Consider the following 22,199-nt stretch of genomic DNA (forward strand, 5'->3'; position numbering starts at 1 on the left):
CCCTCCACCCCCCCCCCGACCGCACCCCCCCCCCCCGCGAACACACCCCCGGGCAGCCGTCTCACAGCCAAAAAACCCGGCCCGGGGCCGCCAGCGTGAAAAGGGCCGCGCTGGTAAAACTCTCCCAGGGGCGGAGCGAAGACCAGTCCCGCCAGTTACCCGCCGACAAACTCGCCCACGCCGGGCAGGAAGTCGGCGATATCGTGCTGTACCTGCTGTTGCTGTGCAGTGAGCTGGGCCTGGACATGAACGAGGTGGTGCGGGCCAAACTGGCTGACAGCGAACGGCGGTTTGCCCATGAGTGACCGGCATTTCGACCAACTGGCCACGCGCTTCGCAGAAAAAATCTACGGTGGCGCCAAAGGGGCCATCCGCCTGGCGGTGCTCCAGGCGGACCTGAGCGAAGCCCTGCCAAACCGCCCATTGCGCGTGCTGGATATCGGCGCGGGCCTGGGCCACATGTCGCTGTGGTTGGCCGAGCAAGGCCATCAGGTGACCCTGGCCGAACCCGCCGCACCGATGCTCGACGGCGCGCGCCAACGCTTTGCCGACGCCGGGCAGAGCGCGACGTTTATCCATGCGCCCTGGCAAGACCTGCTCGGCCAGCTCACCGAGCCCTACGATCTGGTGCTGTGTCACGCCGTGCTGGAGTGGCTGGCCGAGCCCCACGCGATCCTGCCGGTGCTGCACCAACTGACGGTGCCCGGTGGCTGGTTGTCGCTGGCGTTCTATAACCGCGACGCGCTGATTTATCGCAACCTGCTCAAAGGCCACTTCCGCAAAATGCGCAAGAATGACATGGCCGGCGAAAAGCAGAGCCTCACCCCGCAACAGCCGCTCGACCCGCGGGAACTGGCGGCGCAACTCGCAGGGCTTTGGCAGGTCGAAAGCCAAAGTGGTGTGCGGGTTTTCCACGACTATATGCCCGTGGAATTCCAGGCCCGTGCTGATCTGCAGGACCTTTTAGAGATGGAACTCGCTCACCGTCGTCACCCAAGCTTTGCCGGACTTGGGCGTTATTTGCACTGGATCTGCCGTCCGGTATAAGCGGCCCAGTCTGCGGAGGTCGAAATGCGTCGTCTCTGTTTGATCCTGATGTCCCTTGGGCTGGGCGCGTGCTCCAGCCCCAACCCTTATGTGGCCGCTTCGGCGCCGATCCCGCCGGCGCCGCCCCAGGCGGCCAACACCTTCGACGCCAGTTCGTACCCGGCGCCGGTGCGTGACTACGGCGCCTACCGCAGTTGGGCCTGGCGCAACGGCCAGCTTCCGGCGGGCACGGCCTGGGCCGATTCGGCGCAGATCGCCGAGGCGGTCAGCGGCGCACTCGATCAGCGCGGCCTGCGGCCCTTGCATGACAAGCGCCCGGCGGACCTGTTCGTGAGCGCCGATGTGCGCACGGAGAAGCGCCTCAAGCAGGTCCAGGACGACTACGGCTACGGTTACGGCGGTTATAACCGCTATGGCAATGGCTATGGCATGTACAACTCGGTGCCGATCGTGCGCACCTATGAAGTGCAGGTGGTGGTGGTTCGCGTCAACCTGTTCGATGCTCGCAGCGGCCAGCCGGTGTGGAGTGCCAGTGCCGAAACCGGCAGCCAGGGAAGCCTCAGTGAGCGGGGAGATGCCTTGCGCCAGGCGGTGCAAAAGGCAATGACCGCCTATCCGCCGAGTTAACCGCTATTCTCACGTTCACGCTCAGGTCGTTCATTGGAGAAAAACCATGTTTCTTCGTATCGCTACGCTCGCTTTTGTCGTGCTGCTGGGCGGTTGCCAGAGCGCTCAGGTCAACCATGACTTTGACGCCAGCCGAGACTTCGGCGCCTACCGCAGTTGGGCCTGGAAAGACCCAGCGCTGCAATACCGCCCGGATGACCCGCGTATCAAGAGCGACCTCACCGAGCAACGCATTCGCCAGGCCGTGGGCGAGCAACTTGACCAGCGCGGCCTGCGCCCGGCAGCCGCCGGTAGCAAGGCTGACCTGAATGTGCAGGCCTACCTGATCGTCGAGGACCGCCAGCAACAAGTCACCACCAACTACGGTGGCGCGTGGGGTGGCCCGTGGAACGGCTATTGGGGCGCGCCGATGTACAACGAAACCCGCAACATCACTTACAAAGTGGCGACCATCCAGATCGACCTGCTCGACAGCAAGGACGGCAAACTGGTGTGGCGAGGCAGTGACGAGCAAATAATGGCCAGCTCGCCGAACCCGCAGGACCGCGACAAGGCCATCCGCGCCACTGTCACCCGCGTGCTTTCCAGCTACCCGCCACACTGAAGCCACCCCACCTGCGCTGTGGGAGCTAGCACGTCGCGCCGCCGCTCCCACACGTGTCTTCCCGCCATGAACGCCCGTTAGTCAGCCGTGTGGCGAGTGGCCAGCGCGCATTCCAAGCCTTGTCTACACTCCACAGCACCTACGGAGAGTAAGCGCTAAGGAGTGCCTGATGTCTCCCCGACTTCGTTCCCGGCAGCGTGGTGCGATTGGCTTGATGGCAGCGGGCACCTTGGCTGTGGCCCTGGTGTTTCTGCTGCTGACGGTAGACAGCGGTCGCTTGTACCTCGACAAACGCAAATTGCAGTCGATCGCCGACACTGCGGCGCTGGAAGCCGCCGGCCGTGGCGGCGTGTGCACACCTACGACCTCCGCCAACGACTATGCCAGGCAAAACGCCGCGCGCAATGGCTTCACCGTGGTCGCCGGCGACGACAGCCGCGGCCTGGCCGTGACCTGCGGCGGCCTGGTGACCAATGCTGGCAACGTCCGTGTGTTCGCGCCAGACCCGACAAAAAACGAAGCGGTCCGCGTGGTGGCGACGCGCCGCGTGATGACCAGCATCGCCAGCGGTGTCTGGGGCCTGTTCGGTGGGGCGACCCCCTCGGCCCAGATGATGCTGAGTGCCACCGCCGTTGCCGCGTATGCGCCGCCGGTGGCGCAGCTGACGATTCGCAGCACATTGGGCACTATCGATTCCGCCAAGTCCGACGTACTGAGCCTGGTGATTGGTCGCCTGCTGGGGGGCACTCTTTCACTCGATGCGCTGAGCTGGAAAGGCCTGGCGGACACCAACGTGAATCTGCTCGGCTACCTGGACCAGTTGGCGCTCAAACTGAATGTAAAGGCGGGCGACTACGATGCATTGCTGGCAACCGCAGTGTCTGCCAACGACCTGATCGACGCGGCCGTGAAGGTGCTGCAAAAGGGCAGCCCATTGGCCACGGCGGTCATCAGGGACACGCTCAAGATCCAGGCAATCGCCCCCAATACCAAACTGCTGACGGTCGGTGACCTGTTGAAAGTTGCGACGGGTACACCGGCTGCCGCGTTGGACACCAGTGTTCAGTTGTTTCAGTTGCTGCAAACGGTGGCGCAACTGTCCAGCAGCAAGAGCGCAGTGAGCACTGCCGCGCAGTTGAATGTGCCGTTGATTGGAAGTGTTTCGGTGCAGGTCAAAGTGATTGAGCCGCCGCAGTTATCGGCCATCGGCAATCCTGAAAAGGCCAAGGAGGGATTACGCAAGACGCCGCCGACGGACCAGATTGTTGTGCGTACGGCGCAAGTGCGTACGGTGGTCTCCATTCAACTGCCGGTGCTCAAGGGCGTCAGTGAGTTGGTGTCTGCGGTTTCGGCCTTGACGACGCCGGTGACCAGCGTCGTTAACAACCTTTTGCACCTCAACCTCGTGGGCCTGTTGGACCCGCTTTTATGCCTGGTACTGAAACCCTGTGACCACACCGATATTCAGTTGCTGACCGGTCTGGACATCAATATCGAAGTGGCCAGCGCGATGGCCTACGTCAAGGATTTCAGTTGTGCCAGCAGTGCAACCAAGTCCCTGACCGTTCAGGCCAATTCCGCAATGGTGGATGTTTCGGTCGGCACTGTGGACCCGGTGAAAGCGTTCAGCTCGAAACAGGCGACTGACGTTCAGCCTGTAGCGCTGCTGGATATAGGCGTACAGACGTGTAAAGGAATTTTGGGCTGTGCTGCGCGCAAGGCGGGCGTGGGCGGTAGTTTGTCGTTGTCGGTGGTCCATGCGAAGGTCGGAGCAGCGGATACACTGCTGTTGTTTTCGCCGGTCAATGAAATGAAACTGGCGCCGACTTATCTGTTCGCCAAGCCCGCGTCAAATATCGTCGGGAGCCTGGTCGGCACGCTGGGGGCCATTCAGGTGTCGTACGTGCCGCCACCCAGCGGCAACGTATCGGGTGGCGCGCTGGCGGGCGTCTCCGGGTTGCTCGCGACGATTACCAACACGCTGATCACCGCGATCAAAAGTATTTTGTCACCGGTACTGGACCCCATTGTGAACAGCTTGCTGAGTGCTCTGGGCATCACTGCGGGCAACGCCGAGGTCGGTGCCAACCTCAGCTGCCATATGGGCCGCGCCTACCTGGTGATCTAAACGACCGGCAGCTCCACGCAAAACCGCGCGCCGTGCTCGCCATTGGCGACGCTTAAACGTCCGCCCATGTTTTCCACGATGCCATAGCTCACCGACAGCCCCAAGCCCGTCCCCACGCCGATGGGTTTGGTGGTAAAAAACGGCTCGAAAATCCGCTCCAGCAAGCGTGGGTCGATCCCGCCGGCGTTGTCCTCGACCCAGATCCGCACGTGCCGGCTGTCGTGTTCGCAATGCAGCGCGATCCAGGGGCGCAACTGCGGGTTTTTTTCCTGCTTGCTCAGCAGCGCGTCCCGGGCATTCACCAGCAGGTTGATCAGCACTTGCTCCAGCTGGTCGACATGGCCTTTGACCTGCACCGCGAAGTCCGCCGGGGTGATGCGCAGCTCCACGCCCTTGCCGCGCAGGCCCTCGCTGAGCAACGACAAGGTGCCTTCAACCGCCTGCGACGGGTCGAAGGGCTGCTGTTCGACCTCCGAGCGGCGCCCAAACACCCGCATATGGTCCACCACCCGCGCCGCGCGTTGCACCTGGGCGTCGATGCGCTGGAGCTTTTCGGTGAGGTAGTCGACCTGTGCATCGCCGTTGCTCAGGCGCTTGAGCACGTTGACGATGGCCATGCGCATCACGTTCAACGGCTGGTTGATCTCATGGGCCAGGCCGGTGGCCATTTCGCCGAGGGTGGCCATCTTGGCGCTTTGCGTCAGTTGCTGCTGGGAGCGGCGTACTTCGGTGTTGTCGCGGCCCACGGCCTGCACTTCCACCAGGGCTCCCAAGGGGTCAAACACGCCACGATCGGACCACACCCACCAGGCGTGTTCGCGGCCCGGCAGTTGCAGGCTGATTTCGGCAGTGCTGACCGGAAATTCCGGGGTCAGTCGGCGGATGCGTTGCACAAAGGCCTCGCGTTGTTCATCCGACAGCCAATGCCCCAGGTTCTGTCCCGGCAGTTGCGCCGGGCGGCATTCCAGGTAGTTGGCCAGCGGCGTGTTGCCGAAGGTCAGGGTCAGGTCGGGGAGGTAGCGGCAGATCATCGCCGGAGAGTCTTCCACCAGGATGCGGTAGCGCTCCTCGCTCTGTTTGATCTGCTCGGCGGCCAGGGTCGCATCGGTGACATCCAGCCACAACCCGACGGCTTCCACCGGCAGGCCGAGGTCATCGCGCAGCAGTTTGGCTTCATCGAGCAGCCAATGGTAATGGCCTTGCTTATCGCGCACCCGGTAGCGGCTGCGCACGTTGCCTTCGCGCAGCAGGTGGCGCGTGCGTTCGAAGTAGAGGTCACGGTCGTCGGCGTGGATCAGGGCCGCCAGGCCGTCGTGGTTGCAGTCGGCCAGGGTCCAGCCGAGCAGTGGCAGCAGGCTGTCGCTGAAAAACGCCGGGTGCAGGGCGCCGCTGACATAGCGTTGCACGTAGATCACCGCCGGTGCGCTGGCGATCAGGTTGTCCAGGCGCGCATGGGCAGCGGCGGCTTGCAGTTGCTGGTTCTTGATGTCGCTGATGTCGAGCATGAAGCCAACCCAGCGACGATCGTCGCCGACGCCCAGCACCTGGCCCTGCACGCGATACCAGACGGCAGGGTGCTCGGGGTCGGTGCCGTGCAGGCGTACGCTGGTGAGCAGGGGTTTGCCCAGCCCTTGCAGGTCGTGCAGACGGCTGTTGAGCTCCTGGCGGTCGGCGGGGTGGATCAATTCCAGCCAGGTGCCCAGCGCCTGGTGGGTGGCACCAGGCGCCAGGCCGAGGCTGGCGAGCAACTGTGGCGCGAGGTGGATCTCCTGGGTGGCGGGCAACAGTTCCCACCAACCGGTGCCGAGCAGGCCTTGCAGGGCTTCCGTGCGTTCGAGCTGTTGCTGGTAGCGCTGTTCGCGCAAGCGGCTCAGCAGCGGGGCGGCGAGGGCGGCGGTGAGGTCCAGCCAGTCGCGATCGCTGGTGTGCGGCTGGCCGTTGTAAAGGCCGCAGAGCAGCCAGGCGGTAATGCCCTGGCTGTCACGGTAGGGCACCAGAAACCCGTCGGTATTGCCCAGGATGCTCTGCAGGCGTGGGTAGTCGCTGCGCCCTTGGGCAACGCTCAAGGGCAGGTTGCTATTGACGCTGTCCAGGCTGCTGCCCAGGTGCTGGCCGGTGTGCCACAACGCCGGAGCATCGGGGGCGGCGTATTGGCTGTAGACCCGCCAACCCTGGTCGTCGTCATCGAGCACGGCCAGCGCGACACACGGGATTCGCCAGTGCTGGGCCAGGCTGCGCAGGTGCTCGTTGATGACCTCGGGCAGGCGGCTCAGGCTGCACATCCGCAACTGCTCGCTCATCCGCGAGGCGATTTGATGGTCCTGCTCGTGGTGCTGGGCCACTTGCCTGCCGCTGAGCAAGTCGCCAATGTCCAACAGGCGCAGGCGCCAGCCATCGCCCTCGGGTTCGACCCAGCCACGCGTGTGCAGGACCTGCCCGGCGGGGCCCTGGAAATCCAGGTCGAGGCTGTGGCGTTGCCAGTCGGCAGGGATGCCTTCAAGGCTCAAGGTGCTGCCGGGGCACAGCAGTTCGCGCAGCAACGGCCTGGCTTTGTCCGCCACCTGCGCGGCCAGCTGCGCGCGCAGGCTGGCGCTGAGGGTCACGACGTGGCCTTGCTCATCCAGCCGCACGTGCAGCCCGGCAGCAGGCACGCCGGGGGGGGCCAGAACCGCCGGGCTGGCGTGGCCGAGCAGGCGCCCCAGCAGGTTATCCCCCGCGCTCAAAACTGCAGGCTCGAACGGGCGGAAAGGTGCGGCGGCAGTTTGGGTACGGTGCCCACGCCCGGCAGCACGAGTGCCGGGAGCACGTCGTAGAGCTGGCTGCTGGGGTAGTTGATGATCACGGTCAGCGTGGTGCCGGTGTAGGTGGCGGTGACCAGGTTGCGAGAAAACTGGAAGCTCTTGGGCATCCACTTGAGTTGTGCTTCCACGGTGTCTTTGGCGCGGTCGGTCAGCCTCTGAGAGTATTCGCTGCCCGCGCTTACCGGGTCTATCGCCATGGCCTGGCGCACGGCTTCGGCTGCTGCCTGGTTGAGCGACTGCATCAACAGCAGCGGCAGGCTGTAGCTGATCAGCCCATAGAACACCGCAAAAAAGATCACAAAGACCAAGGCGAACTCAATCGCCGCCGCGCCTTTTTGCTTTTTGGGGAGGCCTGTTTTCATGACTGCGTCTACCCTGACGACTACTACTTGATATCAGCATAGATTCATTCAGCGAAAAGGGATGTTTTTTACGTGATCCATGGCGTGGTGATACTGCTCTGGCTGGGGCTCTGTGCGGTGCAGGATATTCGTCAGCGACAGATCGCCAATGGCCTGACCCTGGGCGCGGCGCTGTTGGCGTTGCTCTACCTGCTGTTTATGGGCAGCACGTGGCTGGGCGCGCCGGCGGGCGAGGGCGGCTGGGCGTTTGCGCTGGCGCTGCTGTTGAGCCTGCCGGGGTATGCGTTGGGGCGCTTTGGTGCGGGCGATGTAAAACTGCTGGCCGCGCTTGGCCTGGCCACCAGCGTGGACCCGGTGTTGTGGTCGTTGATCGGTGCTGCGCTGGCGCTTGGCAGCTGGTCACTTATTGATCAATGGCTTAGCAGGCGTCGTGCGGTGCCGACGGATGGCGCGTCAACAAAGCTGCCTTTTGCACCGTTTTTATTGACAGGGTTTGCGCTGCATTGGTTGTGGATCCTTTAATCGCACAAGGCCTCTATCGCTATGTACATAGTCGGAAAGTAGGTCTACGTTTATTGCGTGGATGTGTAGATTCTTCGTCAAAAGGGATAGGTCAATCTTTTGGCTCGCCAGGCATGGAGTAGCGCGTGAATAAGCTCACATCGGCAGTAAAAGTGCTCGTGGTCGACGATCAGCCGTTGATCGTGGAAGAACTCTGCGAATTCCTCGAAAGCAGCGGTTACCGTTGCGTTGCGAGCGAATCCAGTCGTCACGCCTTGCAACGCTTCACTGACGACGCCGAGATCGGCCTGGTGCTGTGCGACCTGCATATGCCTGACATGGACGGCATCGAACTGGTTCAGGCCATGCAAAAGGTCGCGGGTAAGCAGCGCGCGTTCGAGGCGATCATGCTGACCGGCCAGGCCGATAAGCAGGACGTGATCAAGGCCCTGCGTGCCGGCATCTCGGACTATTACCAGAAGCCCATCAACCTCGATGAACTGCTCGAAGGCCTGCAGCGCCAGGAGGCGGCATTGGAGGAGCGCCAAAAAGAATTGCAACTGGGCCATCTGAACCAGAAGCTGCAATACCTCTCCGAATCCATCAACGACCTGTACCAGGACCTCGACAAAGTGCGTCGCAGCCCCGCTACCGCGCTGGCGGACGATAGCGAGCTGGTGGCCGAAGAGCCCGCGCCTGTGGAAATACCCACCATCTTCAACCAGCTGTCGCCCCGGCAGTTGGACGTTGCACGGTTGGTGGGCAAGGGCCAGACCAACTACCAGATCGCCTGCGAACTGGGGATTACCGAAAACACGGTCAAGCTGTATGTGTCGCAGGTGTTGCGCCTGACCCACATGCACAACCGTACCCAGTTGGCGCTGGCGCTGTCGCCGAGCAATTCGGCGATGCGTCAGCGCGTGACTGCACACTGACGATCACTTACCGCCGCCTGCAGATTTCCCGCCAGCGTCCTGCTCAAAGAACTGCGGGATCGGATGCTTGTTGCTTTCCAGCCAACGCTGCATGGCCAGCTCCTTTTCGGCGGGGGTGGTATTTTGCGGCGTCGGCGAGGCCGCTCGCCCATCGACCTGCAACGCCAGCCAGTTTTCCGTCTCGGCCTGCTGCGGGGACGAGGGCCCGGGTTCGATCGCCAAGGCGCTCAGCGGCAGCAGCGCCAGGTAGACAAGGCAATAGGCTTTCATTCATGACTCCTTACTTGATGGTCATCGGCAGGGCATCGCTGACCGCCGCCACTTTGCGCGTGGCTGCGCGTGAATCCTTGAGTTTTACCGCGCGGGTCTGGGCATCGATCACCTGCTCCGGGCTCAGGCCCAGCTGGCTGACCACTTTGGCCGCCTGGCCCCAATCACCCTGGTAGATCAACAAGGTCACCAGGTTGACGGCGGCCAACGGATCGTTCTGTTTAAGCTCGATGGCGGTCATGAATTCAAAACGGGCGTCTTCCAGGCGCAATTGGTTGAGATACACCACGCCCAGGTCATTGCGGATTTTTTCGTCGGTAGGGGCCAGCCGCGCGGCCTGCTGCATATGCGCCATCGCCTGCGCGTTGTCGCCCTTGGCCGCCGCCAGTTGCCCGAGGCCGTGTTCGCCTTGGGCGGTCATGCAGGTGCCGAGCAGGCTGCGGTACAACGGTTCGGCCTCGCTACGCCCCAGCAACCGGTACGCGCGAGCCTTGCGTTGACGCACCTGGGGCAGGCCGTCGGGGAGGTTTTGCAGGTTGGCCAGGCTGGCGTGCAACTTGCCCTCGTTGGCCATGTCATCGGCCAGGTTGAGTGCCAGCTCCTGCTCCGAGCTGGGCTTGGTGCAACTGCCGGGTGAGGTCAATGCGGCCCAGGGCGACTGGCCATTGGTGGCGCAGCCGCCCAGCATCAGCAGGGCCAGGCCAGCGATCAGTGCTTTCATCAACGTCTCCTTAAAAATGGCTCAACGCACGTGCGATGCCGATAAAGGCCGGGCCGCCGAGTACGATCAGCAAGGCCGGGAACAGAAACAGCATCATCACCACCGACATCTTTGCCGACATCTTCGAGATGTACTCCTGCAGGCCGGTCAGGCGCCTGTCGTCGAGCAATTGCTTGAGGGCCAGCAGCGACTTCATCGCGCCGCCCCCCTGAAGGATCAATTGCTGAAGGATGATGCAGGTGTCGCTGAACTCATCCACCTCCAGCACGTGGGCGGTCTTGCCGAGTTCTTCGCCCAGCTCCAGCCCGGAATCGACCCGCGCCAGGATCAGGCGCAATTCGTGCGTGAGGTGGGGCAGCAGGCGTTGTGCTTCGTTACCCATCACGCGCAAGGATTGTTCAACCGCCATGCCCGACTCGAACAGGATGCGCAGCAACGGGATGAAGGTTGAGATTTCCTTGGCAATGCGCTGCTGGCGATGTTTGGCGGCAGCGGCGAGCACGCGTTTGGGCAGCAGGTAACCGATGCCCAGGCCCATCAGCGGGGCGATCCACGCTGAGCTTGCTTGCGGGAAAAACACTTGCTGGCCGAGCAGGGTCAGGCCCGCCAGCACGATGGGCGTACCGATCTGGAAGGCGGCAAACAGCGAGCGCTGGCTGGCCTTGCGCCAGCCGACGCGGTTGAGCAGGGTCTGGGTTTCGTTGTCCAGGCTGACGGAGCGCTGCGCCAGGCTACTGCCGCCGAGTTTGCGCATCAGCGTGCCGAGGCGGTCGTCGGCCGTCATCCGCCCTTGCAGGCGCTCGGCGACCCGCCGCTCGCGACGGCGCTGCTCCAGCAGTTGACCGCCCACCAGCGCCAGTGCGGCAAGGAACAATAAGGCGCTGACCCACAGAGCCATCTCAGACACTCCTCAGCATGCGCCACATGGCAAAGGTGCCGGCCAGGTCCATGGCCAGTGCGCCGAACAGCAGGTTGCGCCCGGTGTTGTCGTTCCACATGGTCATCAGGTAACCGGGGTTGACCATCATGAAGTAACCGACGATCAGAATCGGCAGCCCACCCAGCACGTAGGCGGTCATGCGTGTTTCGCCGGTCAGGGCCTTGAGCTGGCGGGCGCCCTGTTCACGCTCGCGAATCATCTTGATCAGGTTTTCGAGCAATTCGCTGGCGTTGCCGCCGTAGCGATGGTTGACCTTGAGGCCAAGGGCAAACAGGCGAAATTCGTCCTGCTCGTAGAACTCGGCGAAGTCGCTGGCCGAGTCCGGCAGGCTCACGCCCATGCGCACGTTGCGCTGCACGCGGCCCATGGCTTCCTTGAGCGGGTCTTCAACGTTCTCGATGCCGCCCAGTACCGCGTCGGCCAGGGTTCTGCCGGATTTGAGGCTGCGCACGCTGTGGTCCAGCAATTGCGGCAACTGTTCGACCATGCGCTGCACGCGCCGCTGGTAGCGCCAGGCGATATACAGGCGCAGCACCAGGGGCGGCCCCACGAGCATCAGCACCAGGCCCAGGCCATTGGCGACCACGTAGCCCAGCAGCACGCCGATCACCCAACCGCTCAGCCACAGGCCCAGGCGGTCCGTGGGCTTGCCCAGCCCGGCGCGCAAAAACATGCGCTCCAGGCCGGTCCAGTGGGTGGCTTGCTCATGGGCCTGCGGCTGGCCGTCGCCGAGGCGTTGCAGTACGCGGTCGGTCCGGGCCTTGCGCACGCCGTTGTGAAACAGCCAGAACGACAGGCCGATCAGCACCAGGCAGATAAGCAGCAACACCGGTCCGGTCATCCAGCGCTCCCTATAGCGGCAAGGCCGATTCGCGGCGCAGTTTGTCGCCGGCGGGGTTGAGGGCTTCGCGCAAGAAACCGAACCCGGTGCGCCGGTCCAGCCGGAACAGGGTATTGGTGACATACACGTCGTCACGCACACCGACCACTTCCACCACCTCGCTGACGCAGCGGCGGCCATCGGGCATGCGCGTCAATTGGATGATCACGTCCAGCGCGGCGCAGATCATCTGGCGCAGGGTTTTTTCCGCGATCACACGGCCGGTCAGGCCCACCAGGGTTTCCAGGCGCAGCAGCGCATCCTGGGCGTTGTTGGCGTGCACGGTGCTCATGGAACCGTCGTGGCCGGTGTTCATGGCCGTCATCACGTCGAGCACTTCCACGCCACGGATCTCGCCGAGGATGATGCGGTCCGGGCGCATCCGCAGGGCGTTGCGGATCAGGTCGCTGGACCTCACCTCACCGTGGCCCTCGGCATTCGGCGGGCGGGTTTCCAGGCGCACCACGTGGGGGTGGCCCAGTTGCAGTTCGGCGACATCTTCGATCGTCACCAGGCGCTCGTGGGGGTTGATCAACTGGCTGAGGATGTTCAGCAGCGTGGTTTTGCCGGTGCCGGTACCGCCGCTGATGAGGATGTTGCAACGCTTGCCGACGGCCTCCTGGAAGAATTCGAAGATGCTTTGGTCGATGGTCTGCATGGCGACCAGGTCGCTGCTCTTGAGCATGTCCTTGCGAAATTTTCGAATCGACAGGCACGGCCCGTCCAGGGCAATCGGCGGGATTATCGCATTGACCCGGCTGCCGTCGGGCAAGCGCGCATCCACCATCGGCGACGACTCATCCAGGCGCCGCCCCAGCGGCGCGAGGATGCGTTGCATCACGCGTTCCACATGGTGGTCGTCGATAAAGCGCAGGTCACTCTGGTGCAGCAGGCCGTCACGCTCGATAAACACCCGGTGTGGGCCGTTGACCAGGATTTCGGTCACCGACGGGTCACGCAGCAGCACTTCCAAGGGGCCGAAACCGGTGAGTTCGTCGACGATTTCTTCGGCCAGGCGCTCCATTTCATAGCGCGAAATCGCCAGGCGCATGCGCGTGATGTACTCGGACACCTTGTCGATGACAAATTGCGCCAGGGTCTGGCGCGTGCCTTCGAGCAGGTTTTTGCCCGACTCCTCGATGGCGTCGATGATGTAGCGATGCAGCACCAGTTTCAGGCCATCGTGATCGCTGTTGCCGCCGGCGCTGCGGGCCGGGCCGCCGAAGAGTTTTTCGCCGTTCATCGGCCCGACCCCAGGAGGCGTTCAAACCAGCGTACGGAGGGTTTTGCAAGGCCTTCGGAGCGTTTCGCCAGGCGTTCACCCAGGGTGCGTATGGCTTGCGTCAAGGGCTCGCGTGGGGCCAGCGCAAACAGGGTCTGGCCCTGGTTTTTCACATTCAGGCGCAGCTCGGCGCTCAGCGGCAACACGGCGATGCACTCCAGGCCGAAGCTTTTTTCGAGGGCTTCGGTGTCGGGTGCACACGACTTGATGTAGCGATCCACCACCAGTTTGGCGTGTTCCAGTTTCATGCCTTTTTCGCGCCAACGATTGAGCACCGCCAGGTTGCGGCGGCAGTCCAGGACACTCTGGTCGGTGCACCACAGCAATTTGTCGCAGTGGCTGACAAAGGTCCGCAGCGCTTCGCTGTCCGGCTGCCCGGTGATGTTCACGACGATGTGCTGGAAGTGCTGGCGCAGTGCGCTGAGCAACATGTACAGCTCGGCCGCGCTGGTGAGTTTGAGCGGTTCGTCACCGGTGGCGTAGGCCAGGATGCGCAGGCCGTCGATGGCAGTGGTGAAGGCGCTGTTGATCAACGTCGTGTCGAGGCGCCGCAAGTGGCGCAACGCGTCGCCGAAATTGAACGTGCTCTCCAGGCCCAACAGGGCCAGGCTGTCGCTGCGCGGCAGGCCCAGGTCCAGCAGCAGGGTTTGCTGCCCGCTTTTTTGCACCACCAGGGCCAGATGGGTCGCGAGCATCGCCCCGTCCGCATTGCTTTGGGTGCCGAACAGCACGGTCAGGCCGCCCAGGTGGGCATTCGGTGCGACGGTCGGCAGGCGCTTGCTCAGGCGGCGCACCAGGCCGGCCACTTCGCTGGAACGTGAGCCGTAGGCGACGAAATCCCGGGCCCCGGCGCGCATGGCATTGAGCACCAGCTGGTTATCCATGCCATCGCCCAGGGCGACCACCGCGAGCATCGGCTTGGCCTCCAGGGCTCCCTCGATCAGCGCGCTCTGGGCTACCACGTTGTCGCGGTCCAGGCCGACGAACACCAGGCTGGCGAAGGTTACATCGACCAGTGCAAGCAACTCATCCAGGCTACCGCCGCCGGCACTGACCACCTGGCCCAGCGGCGCGAGCGCGCCCTGTAGCCATTCCAGGTCGGTGGTGTTGCGGGTAATCGCCAGAAACGTCTGGCTCAGGCTATCGCTCATTGGGAAAGTCCGGTTCGACGGTCGAAATTGCCGTTTTCCAGGAAGAACAGTCGATACCAATTGGGATCGTAACTGCGCAGTTTCTCGCCCGGCAGGGCGGGCAGCGGAGCGTTGGCGGCCAACGGTTGGACCAGGTGGGGCGTGACGATCATCAGCAGTTCCTTTTCTTCGCGGCTGATGTTGGAGTCGCGAAAAAACGCACCCAGGATCGGAATGTCCCCCAGCCCTGGAAACTTGCTGATGGTGGAGCGGTTGTTGGTGCTGATCAGGCCACTGATCACGAAGCTTTCGCCATCGGCCAGGGACACGCTGGTGTCGGTGCGGCGCACGGTCAGGGCTGGCACCTGAATGCCCTGGATCACCACGGCGTTGCTGTAGTCGAGTTCGCTGACCTCCGGCGCCACTTTGAGGGTGATGCGGTTGCGGTCGACCACCGTGGGGGTCAGGGTCAGGCGGATGCCGAACTCCTTGTACTCGATGGAGATGGTATCGCTGCCGGCGCTGGGCACCGGGATCGGCACCTCACCGCCGGCGAGGAATGTCGCGCTCTGGCCACTCATGGCCACCAGGCTCGGGCGCGCCAGGGTGTAGGCAAAGCCGCTGCGTTCCAGGGCGTTGATCATCGTCTTGACCCGTCCGCCGCCAAAGCCGACGTTGAAACTGTCGGTGCTCACCGGCAGCCTGAACACCCCCTCCGAGGGCGAGAGCAGGCTCGGGCTGCCGAGGAAGAAATTGGTGCCCATGCCGAGGAACTTGGTACTCGCTTCCTTGAGCTTGGTACGGCTGACTTCCACAAAACGGATATCGGTCTGCACCTGGCTGGGCAGCAACGGGTCCTCCGAGGGCGACAATGACAGGCTGGTCAGCGCCGAGGTGGCCTTGCCCTTGACGAACACCATGCTTTGGCGTGGTGTGCTCGAGCAAGCGGTCCATACCATCAGGCTGGTGGCGCCGCTGGCGACGCCGGTCAGCAGGAAATTACGGTCGCCATTGACGCGTACATCGGCGATCCGTGGATCGCCTATCGCCAGGCGCGTGATCGCCACCGGCGTTTGCAACGCTTGTTGCAAGCCTTCCCCCACCTCGATCACCGCGGGTAACTGGCCCAGCGCACTGCAATTGGCCGGTGCCGCCCACGCCATGCCGGCCGGCAGGCTCGACAGCATCAGGGCCCAGGCCAATTGCGTGAACAGAGGGGCGTGGCGATGGCTCATTCAAGGCATCCTTGCTCAATCACGGGGTTTGGGGCGCCGCTTGGGCACCGCGAATCACTTCAATGCCTCGCCGTATTCCCGGTTCCCGGCCGGTTGGCGCGAGTTTTTTTGGCGGGCCGACCAGGGCCAGTTGGGTAAATTGGTAGAGGTCGCGGTTGGCAGTGGCCAGGGTGTCCGGCGCATCGCTTTCCCCGGCCCAGTAGCGGCTGAGCAGTTGCTCATCGGCGCTGCGTATGGCCAGGCGCAAGGTACCGGCCTGGGCGGCGAGCATCAGGCGGCTGACTAACGCTTGCGGCACCGCCAGCACCACGGTGCGTGCGGCAGCCCGGCGTTGGGCGGCCAGGGCGCGCTCCTCGGGTGTGGTCGGTGGTGGCACGGCGGGTGCGCCGTCGTTGGTCGGGCCCAATTGGTCACCGACGCTCAGCAGGCGCATGGCCGGCAGCACCACTTGTGCGGACTGCTCGGTGTTGCTGGCGTCCTGGCGCAGGAACAGCAGCACGTCCACGTAATCGCCGGGGGTCAGTTGGCCGGCGGCGCCGATCACCTCATCCACGGCAACGGCCAGCGCGCGCTCCTCGGGGCGGATCATGCGGGCGAGCGGGCCGCCACCGGTGAAGCTGTCGGCGCTCAGCCAGGTACCGGCGGCGAGGTCGCGCAGCGGCGTGCGCCCGATGGCCTGGTCCAGTTGGGTCAGGCTGCCGGCAGGCACGGTCAGCAGTTTTTCCACGGTGAGGTCGGCGGCGGTCAGCGCCACGAAGGCAGGCACGTCACGCACCAGGACCACCACCGGTTGGCGGGTCTGGTCTTCGACGGCGGCGACGGTTTTTTCAACAGAAACGACAGGTACGGCGGGCACCGCGACCGGCTCCGACGGGCGGCTCAAAACCAGCCCCCAGTATCCGGCGATCAGTGCCCCGATCAGCAACAAGCCGGCCAGGACCATGCTGATACGACTGTTCATGACGGCTCTCCCTTTCCCGTTGCACTGCCTACCCGCTAATCCAAACGAGTTAATTCGCAACCCTGGCTGTGATGAACATCTAACGATTTGGCTATTTGAAGGTAGCTCAGCTAGGACGAAATGCCATTACCTGGGGAAAAATTAATCTGAACGCCAAAGGCGGCCGGTTAGACCGCGCGTTCATGCCCGCCATCGTTATGACTAATACTTTGTGATTAATCCGTTATTACAGTTGTGAGCCTGAGGTTTGTTGACAATGCTCTAAAGGCACGCCGCGATCCTCTGGTACTAGAGCCCTTCCGGCTTTCAGTGGCGTTTTAGGGAGAAGTCTTATGTTCCTTGACCTGATGTTGAAGTTTTACGTGCAGACGCATTTGTTTTTTCAACGCAAAGAGGGCGCTTCAGGGATTGAATACGCAATTATCGTGGCGATGGTTGCTCTGGTTATTGTCGGCGCGGGGGCAGGGCTGGGCGATAAGATCAAGGGCATTTTTAGCAGCGTCGGCGACGCCATGAAGACTTAAACCGCGCGCCACTGCATGTGCAAACTTCTTATTAAAGTTCTTATCGTTCAGGTACCGCTATGAGCGCCTCTTCGCCTCCCCGCCAGCAAATCCTATTGGTGGACGACGAAGAGGACGCCCTGATCGAACTTGCCGAGTCCCTTGGAAACGAGGGATTTGTCTGTTTTACCGCCAACTCCGTCACCTTCGCCCTGCAAGAACTGACACTTCATCCCGACATCGCGCTGGTCATTACCGACCTGCGTATGCCTGAGGAAAGCGGTATTTCTCTGATCAAGCGCCTGCGCGAACACACCTCACGCTCACACCTGCCGGTGATTGTGATGTCGGGTCATGCCGAAATGGATGACGTCAGCGACATGCTGCGCCTGCAGGTGCTGGACCTGTTTCGCAAGCCGATCTACCTGGTCCGGTTGATTGATACCTTGAACAGCCTTTTTCCCCTCTCCAAAGCCAGGTAAGTGATGTGTTACGAGCGCGCGCGTGTGTATGGCTAGCGCGCTTATGTGGCGAGCGGGCTTGCCCGCGTTGGGCTGCGCAGCAGCCCCAAAAAGCCAGATGCGTTTCGCCAGACACTGCGCATTGGCTGATCTGGGGCCGCTTCGCGGCCCAACGCGGGCAAGCCCGCTCGCCACACAAGCCTGTCTGCGACACCAGCATGCTTTGTCAAATAAGCCTTCCTGCCACACCAGCCTGCTTTCCCACACAAGCCGTCCTGCCCCCCAGTCGATTCAGAGTTGGTAACTGAAGCTCACCGTATAGCGCGGCCGCCGCTCGAAGCTGTCCTGCGCTACGTCTGACATCGGCTTGGCCGCTTCCAGCGCGATGTTGTAGTACTTGGCGTCGCCAAAGCGCAGGCCCACGGCCGCCGATGACATGTCGTTGCCTTTGACCGGCAAGTCGTTGAACCAGGTCTTGGCGCGGTCGAACACCACATACGGTTGCAGGATGCGCACCCAGTCGCCGGCGCGGCTGTAGCTGTAGTTGATCTCGTACGCCACGCCCCAGCCCTTGTCCCCGGTGCCCTGGTCATCGGGGTAGCCACGGCCGAAGTTCTGCCCGCCAAAGGTCGCACGTTCGCTGTCGGGCAGGGTGTCGTCGCTCCAGTACAAGGCGCCGGAGAGCACGCCTTGCCAGTTTTCGAACAGCGTGTTGCTCTGCACGCCCGACAGGCGCAGGCGGAAGAAATCCAGGTCCGGCTTGAGGCCACCGAAGTCGCTGTGGGTCTTGGCGCCCATGCCGTTGGTGCCCTGGTACACGCCCGCGCTGAGGATGCGCAGTTGGGTGGTGTCGGCCTTGCGCCAGTCACCTTCGACCGCGAAGGCGCGCAGGTCGGTTTTCAGCTCCAGGCGTTGCGCCAACCCGTCCAGTTTGTAGCGGGTGGTCTGGTCAACTGCGTAGTAACGGGCGCCGAGGCTCAACGACTCGTTGGGCGACGCGATCACCGGGTGGGTGAACCCGATGGAGTAACGGTCGATTGCCTGGTGCGGCTTGAGTTCCAGGCCATTGCCCAGTTGCAGGTGGGTGCGTGGATCGGCGCGGTAGCGTTCGCCGGATAACGCCAGTTGGGTGCCCTCGGCATTGATGAACTGGCTGTAGGCCGCGCGGTAGTAATGCTCTTTATCGTCGCCGGGCGGGAACAGGCCGCTGACGCTCAGCTGTTCGCCCATGGAGGTCCACGCGTTGCTGGTGGCCGTCAGCAGTGCTTGCGTACCGCCACGGCTGGCCTCGTTCAGGCTCATGCTGGTGGTGAAGGGCTTGCGGCTGGCGGTGATCTGCATCGCGGTGCCGCCATCGGTGGTGCCGGGCGGCGGGACCTGGGCTTGCAGGGTCACGCCGGGGATCGCGCTCATCAGGGTGGTGTAGCGCTCGAAGGTCTTGCGGGTGAGCGGGCGTTCGGCCTTGAGTTTTTCGGCGAGTTTGTCGACGTAGGCCGACACCGCGCCGATGTCCCCTTGCACCTGGTAATCGCGGATATAACCCTCCACCAGCACCACGTGCACCAGGCCGTCCTCGAAACGTTGCTCGGGCAGGTATGCGTAGGACAGCAGGTAGCCATCCTCCTGATAACGTCGGGTGATGCTGCGAGTGGCTTCGATCAGTTGCGCCAGGTTGGTTTCATGGCCGATCAGCGGCTCGAAGACTTGGGCGACGTCCTTGAGCGGGTACACCGTACCGCCGTCGATCTGTAGTTTGCGGATGGTCACTTTGGTGTCCATCAGCAAGGGCTGTGCGGCCGTTGCGGCCGGGACCGGCAGTTGGGTCTGCGGGGTCACCGGGCGATAGGCGTCGGCGGGCAAGTTGGGTTGGGGCAAGGTGCGGATGGTGTCGTTGCTGTTGAGGAAGTTGGGCAGCGTATCGGCGTGGGCGTAAGCACTGAGGCTCAGCAGCAACAACGGCGTAAAAGCGCGCATAGGACACTCCATGGTCAAACTGCAGCAGCGTTTCGCAGATTCCCGCCGGGCTCTGGGGGCGCGGTTCGGGTGCTTTCAAGGGCTATTCATTGGCCCATAAAAAAGACGAGAAACCTATTCAGGGTTTCTCGTCTCAACCAAGCGTAGGCGCTGTAGGTGGGGCCGTCTAACGGCCAGGTGCAATTCTATTTTTTACCGCCCAGGCCCCCCAGCAGCCCGCCCAGCAAACCACCGTTGGCACTCGCACCCGCCCCGGCGGAGGCCGATGCGCCAGCCCCCAGGTTCAGGCCGCCACCGAGCACGCCGCCACCGGTGTTGGTACCGCCGGTGACCAGGCCACCGATCGAGGCGACGGTGCCACCCACTGCGGTCACGGTCCCGCCCAAGGCGTTAGTGACGGGGTTGGCATTGGTGCCGCTGATCTTGCCGCCGAGGCTGCTGACGGCGCCGCCAACATGGGTGACCAGGCCGTTGACGGGAGTACCCAGGCCGGTAGCGCCGCCGACGGTTTGAGTGAGGCTCTGCACGCCGCTGGTGACCGGGTTGAGCGCGCTGCCGATAGGGCCGGTGAGCCCGGCCACCGGTACGCTGGTGGTGGTGCTTGGCGTGGCGCCGCCGAGCGCCGCCACGGTGGTGCCCAGTTTGACGCCCGTGACGCCGGCGGCACTGACTACGCCGTTGGTGTTGCCCGCGTCCAGGCCGCTGCCGGCACCGGCAATCACACCTCCCAAGAGGCCGCCCAGGTTGCCCAGGCCTGCGGCGCCGCCAGTACCGCCACCGCTACCGCCATTGCCGCTGCCATTGCCTTCTTTTTCGGGGTCGACATAACCGCTGGCCTTGCCCACCGCCGTGCCTACGCCATTGAGCACGTTGCCCAGGGCGCCGGTCACAGGGTTGCCGCTGCCGCCGGTGTCGGCCACTTTATCGCCCAGGCCGTCGACGGTCGCGCCGACTTTCTCCAGCAGGCCGCCAACCGGCGAATCCAACCCAGTGGAGTTGCCGACTTTGCCGGTGGTTTTTTCCACCAGGGACACCACGGGCACCAGTACTTTGGCGCCGACGGTGTTGGTGACCGAGCCCAGCGGGCCGGTGGTGCTGGCAGTGCTCAGGGTGTCGCCGAGCATGGTCACGGCGTTGCCGACCTTGCCTACGACATTACCTACCAAAGGGGCGGCACCGCTGACTACGGGCACGTGCCCCAGCAGTGTCGCCACATTCTGACCGGTGCTGCTTACACCGGTGCCCAGGTCGGCCACGCCATTGGCCACGCCGGCGACGGTTTTGCCCAGGGCATTACTGTCGGTTCCCAGGGTGCCCAGGCCATCCGAAACGCCGGTGCCGATGCTGCCCACCGCTGTTCCCAGGGAGGTCACCAGGCTGCGGGTGGTGGCGCCAACAATCGGCAGGCTGCCGAGGGTGGTGCCCAGGCTGGTGACGGTGCCGCCGAGGTCAGTCACGGTATCGCCGACGGTGTCGGCCACGCTGGCGGTCACCAGTTGGGTGCTGGTGGTGCCTGGATCGGTGCCCGGATCGGTACCGCCACCGCCGTCGGTGGAACCGCCCGAAGAGGAAGAGCCGCCACTGTGATGCCCACCACCACCGCTGCTGCAGCCGCCGAGCGTCAATGCGACTGCCAGGGCCAGCGCGGTACTTGCTTTCCAAAACACTCGTTGAGTTTTCATGATTGAGTTCCCTGCACCTGTACAACCTTAGTTGTCTTCAAACACTCACTACTTCTTGGGGGGTGATGTGTTTGTCCGTGGCTCTATCACAGACCCGGGCAGGCGCTCTCACAATGCTCAACTTGGTATTAACAATTTATATACGGGGTGCGGTGTATCGGTTAAGTAACTAACACCAAGGGTGTAAGGAGAGTATGTATCAAGATGTATATTCGCTATAAATCAACTACTTAAATAAAAAAACGGACTTCGATGAAGTCCGCTATAACTTAGAGTGTATATATACAATTTAGCAGGGCGGGTCAGGCAATAGGCCGCCACTTGCCGCGCATATGTTCTATATCGCCCGCGCCTTTCAACAGCAACTCACCGCTTGAGCCGGGGGCACTGGCCAACAAGTTCACCTCACTGGGCAGACGCACTGGTTTCCTGAACTCGACCTCTATTTCAATATTCGCCGCCGGTAAATGTTCCGCCAGGGCGGCGAGCGTGCGCGCCTTGTTCCACAGCCCATGAGCGATGGCCTGGGGAAAACCGAACAGCTTGGCGGTGAGCGCGCTGAGGTGGATCGGGTTGTAATCGCCGGAAACCCTGGCATAACGCCGACCGATATCGGCGGGGGCTTTCCAGCGGGTCAGTTCGCTGATCTGCGGAGGGCTAGTGGGCTGCGCATCATCTGTGGTTTCGCCTTCCAGCTTCACGCCGCGACACAGCATGCGGCTTTCGCCTTCCCATAGCAGGCCGAGGGCGTCTTCCACGCGGGTGACCACCTCAAAGGTTGCGCCCTTGGCGTGGGGCTTGAGGTTTTGCGCATGCACGCTGATAAAAAGCTCGCTGACGCCGCCCAACGGGCGATGGACGCGGATGCGATTGCTCAGGTGAATCAGCCCCAGCAGCGGGAAGGGGAACGACGTGTCGGTGAGCAACTGCATCTGCAGGGCGAACGCGAGGATGTGCGGGTAAGTGGCCGGCAGTACCGGGCTGTCGGCAAAGCCGCAGACCTTGCGATACGCCGCCACCTCCCTGGGGTTGACGTTGACCCGGCAGCGCAAGCCCTGCGCGGGCAACGTCTTGCCGGTGATTTTGCGTTTGAGCGCGGCCCGCCAGTACAGCGGCGGAAGCATCGGAGTACTGCCCAACGTCTGCCATTGCATG

The 22,199-nt window shown here is 63.2% G+C and carries 22 protein-coding genes; 9 read left to right on the forward strand and 13 right to left on the reverse strand.

Annotated features, from left to right (window positions below; genetic code table 11):
* From GIW02_RS17580 to GIW02_RS17600, 5 genes are all read left to right on the forward strand, one after another.
* The coding region (locus GIW02_RS17580; RefSeq protein WP_456362087.1) for a hypothetical protein at positions 1-305 on the forward strand (305 nt) is incomplete at its 5' end.
* Positions 298-1,047, forward strand: a complete 750-nt coding sequence (locus GIW02_RS17585; protein WP_236412108.1) for a methyltransferase — start codon at positions 298-300, stop codon at positions 1,045-1,047. The genes GIW02_RS17580 and GIW02_RS17585, both read left to right, overlap by 8 nt.
* A gap of 24 nt (positions 1,048-1,071) precedes the next feature.
* Positions 1,072-1,674: a DUF4136 domain-containing protein gene (locus tag GIW02_RS17590; protein WP_236412107.1), complete on the forward strand. Its 603-nt coding sequence runs from the start codon at positions 1,072-1,074 to the stop codon at positions 1,672-1,674.
* 46 nt (positions 1,675-1,720) lie between these two features.
* Positions 1,721-2,278: a DUF4136 domain-containing protein gene (locus GIW02_RS17595; protein WP_236412106.1), complete on the forward strand. Its 558-nt coding sequence runs from the start codon at positions 1,721-1,723 to the stop codon at positions 2,276-2,278.
* A 169-nt stretch (positions 2,279-2,447) separates the two neighbouring features.
* Positions 2,448-4,406, forward strand: a complete 1,959-nt coding sequence (locus GIW02_RS17600; protein ID WP_236412105.1) for a pilus assembly protein TadG-related protein — start codon at positions 2,448-2,450, stop codon at positions 4,404-4,406.
* On the opposite strand, the gene GIW02_RS17605 is transcribed toward GIW02_RS17600, so the two are convergent.
* Together GIW02_RS17605 and GIW02_RS17610 are read right to left on the reverse strand one after the other, a co-directional pair.
* Entirely contained in the window at positions 4,403-7,129 is a 2,727-nt protein-coding gene (locus GIW02_RS17605) for a PAS domain-containing sensor histidine kinase (protein WP_236412095.1), read from the reverse strand. The two genes, GIW02_RS17600 and GIW02_RS17605, sit on opposite strands and share 4 nt — an antisense overlap.
* Positions 7,126-7,569, reverse strand: coding sequence for a TadE/TadG family type IV pilus assembly protein (locus GIW02_RS17610; protein ID WP_236412093.1), 444 nt, complete (start codon positions 7,567-7,569; stop codon positions 7,126-7,128). Before GIW02_RS17610 ends, GIW02_RS17605 begins: the two co-directional genes overlap by 4 nt.
* Before the next feature lie 72 nt (positions 7,570-7,641).
* On the opposite strand from GIW02_RS17610, the gene GIW02_RS17615 reads away from it, so the two are divergent.
* On the forward strand, positions 7,642-8,091 hold the full coding sequence (locus GIW02_RS17615) for a prepilin peptidase (protein ID WP_236412091.1): 450 nt from the start codon (positions 7,642-7,644) through the stop codon (positions 8,089-8,091).
* 125 nt (positions 8,092-8,216) lie between these two features.
* On the forward strand, positions 8,217-9,005 hold the full coding sequence (locus GIW02_RS17620) for a response regulator transcription factor (protein ID WP_236412089.1): 789 nt from the start codon (positions 8,217-8,219) through the stop codon (positions 9,003-9,005).
* Between the two features lie 3 nt (positions 9,006-9,008).
* On the opposite strand, the gene GIW02_RS17625 is transcribed toward GIW02_RS17620, so the two are convergent.
* The 8 genes from GIW02_RS17625 to cpaB are packed head-to-tail and all read right to left on the reverse strand — an operon-like array spanning position 9,009 to position 16,424.
* Positions 9,009-9,275, reverse strand: a complete 267-nt coding sequence (locus tag GIW02_RS17625; RefSeq protein ID WP_236412088.1) for a DUF3613 domain-containing protein — start codon at positions 9,273-9,275, stop codon at positions 9,009-9,011.
* A gap of 10 nt (positions 9,276-9,285) precedes the next feature.
* Entirely contained in the window at positions 9,286-9,996 is a 711-nt protein-coding gene (locus GIW02_RS17630) for a tetratricopeptide repeat protein (RefSeq protein WP_236412087.1), read from the reverse strand.
* A gap of 10 nt (positions 9,997-10,006) precedes the next feature.
* Positions 10,007-10,894 (reverse strand): type II secretion system F family protein, encoded by an 888-nt coding sequence (locus tag GIW02_RS17635; RefSeq protein ID WP_236412086.1) that lies wholly within the window; start codon positions 10,892-10,894, stop codon positions 10,007-10,009.
* 1 nt (position 10,895) lies between these two features.
* Positions 10,896-11,777, reverse strand: coding sequence for a type II secretion system F family protein (locus GIW02_RS17640; protein ID WP_236412085.1), 882 nt, complete (start codon positions 11,775-11,777; stop codon positions 10,896-10,898).
* Positions 11,778-11,787: 10 nt separating this feature from the next.
* A complete protein-coding gene (locus GIW02_RS17645; protein WP_236412084.1) occupies positions 11,788-13,059 on the reverse strand; it encodes a CpaF family protein in 1,272 nt (423 codons plus the stop codon).
* Positions 13,056-14,249 (reverse strand): pilus assembly protein, encoded by a 1,194-nt coding sequence (locus tag GIW02_RS17650; RefSeq protein ID WP_236412083.1) that lies wholly within the window; start codon positions 14,247-14,249, stop codon positions 13,056-13,058. Before GIW02_RS17650 ends, GIW02_RS17645 begins: the two co-directional genes overlap by 4 nt.
* Positions 14,246-15,463: a type II and III secretion system protein family protein gene (locus GIW02_RS17655; RefSeq protein WP_456361630.1), complete on the reverse strand. Its 1,218-nt coding sequence runs from the start codon at positions 15,461-15,463 to the stop codon at positions 14,246-14,248. The genes GIW02_RS17650 and GIW02_RS17655 overlap by 4 nt, the downstream gene beginning before the upstream one ends.
* A 19-nt stretch (positions 15,464-15,482) precedes the next feature.
* On the reverse strand, positions 15,483-16,424 hold the full coding sequence (cpaB, locus tag GIW02_RS17660; protein WP_236412081.1) for a Flp pilus assembly protein CpaB: 942 nt from the start codon (positions 16,422-16,424) through the stop codon (positions 15,483-15,485).
* A 332-nt stretch (positions 16,425-16,756) separates the two neighbouring features.
* Here cpaB and GIW02_RS17665 point away from each other — a divergent pair, with 332 nt between their 5' ends.
* Positions 16,757-16,948: a Flp family type IVb pilin gene (locus GIW02_RS17665; RefSeq protein ID WP_236412079.1), complete on the forward strand. Its 192-nt coding sequence runs from the start codon at positions 16,757-16,759 to the stop codon at positions 16,946-16,948.
* Positions 16,949-17,007: 59 nt separating this feature from the next.
* Positions 17,008-17,409: a response regulator gene (locus tag GIW02_RS17670; RefSeq protein WP_236412078.1), complete on the forward strand. Its 402-nt coding sequence runs from the start codon at positions 17,008-17,010 to the stop codon at positions 17,407-17,409.
* Between the two features lie 270 nt (positions 17,410-17,679).
* Here GIW02_RS17670 and GIW02_RS17675 read toward each other — a convergent pair whose 3' ends face one another.
* The 3 genes from GIW02_RS17675 to GIW02_RS17685 form a co-directional block, all read right to left on the reverse strand.
* The gene (locus tag GIW02_RS17675) at positions 17,680-19,362 is read right to left on the reverse strand and encodes a POTRA domain-containing protein (RefSeq protein WP_236413639.1); all 1,683 of its coding nucleotides are present in this window, start codon (positions 19,360-19,362) and stop codon (positions 17,680-17,682) included.
* Between the two features lie 185 nt (positions 19,363-19,547).
* Positions 19,548-21,044: a collagen-like triple helix repeat-containing protein gene (locus GIW02_RS17680; protein ID WP_236413641.1), complete on the reverse strand. Its 1,497-nt coding sequence runs from the start codon at positions 21,042-21,044 to the stop codon at positions 19,548-19,550.
* A 302-nt stretch (positions 21,045-21,346) separates the two neighbouring features.
* Positions 21,347-22,198: a MaoC/PaaZ C-terminal domain-containing protein gene (locus tag GIW02_RS17685; protein WP_236413643.1), complete on the reverse strand. Its 852-nt coding sequence runs from the start codon at positions 22,196-22,198 to the stop codon at positions 21,347-21,349.
* Position 22,199 lies beyond the last annotated feature (1 nt).

It is taken from the genome of Pseudomonas syringae, from assembly GCF_021606685.1.
GTDB lineage: Bacteria > Pseudomonadota > Gammaproteobacteria > Pseudomonadales > Pseudomonadaceae > Aquipseudomonas > Aquipseudomonas syringae_R.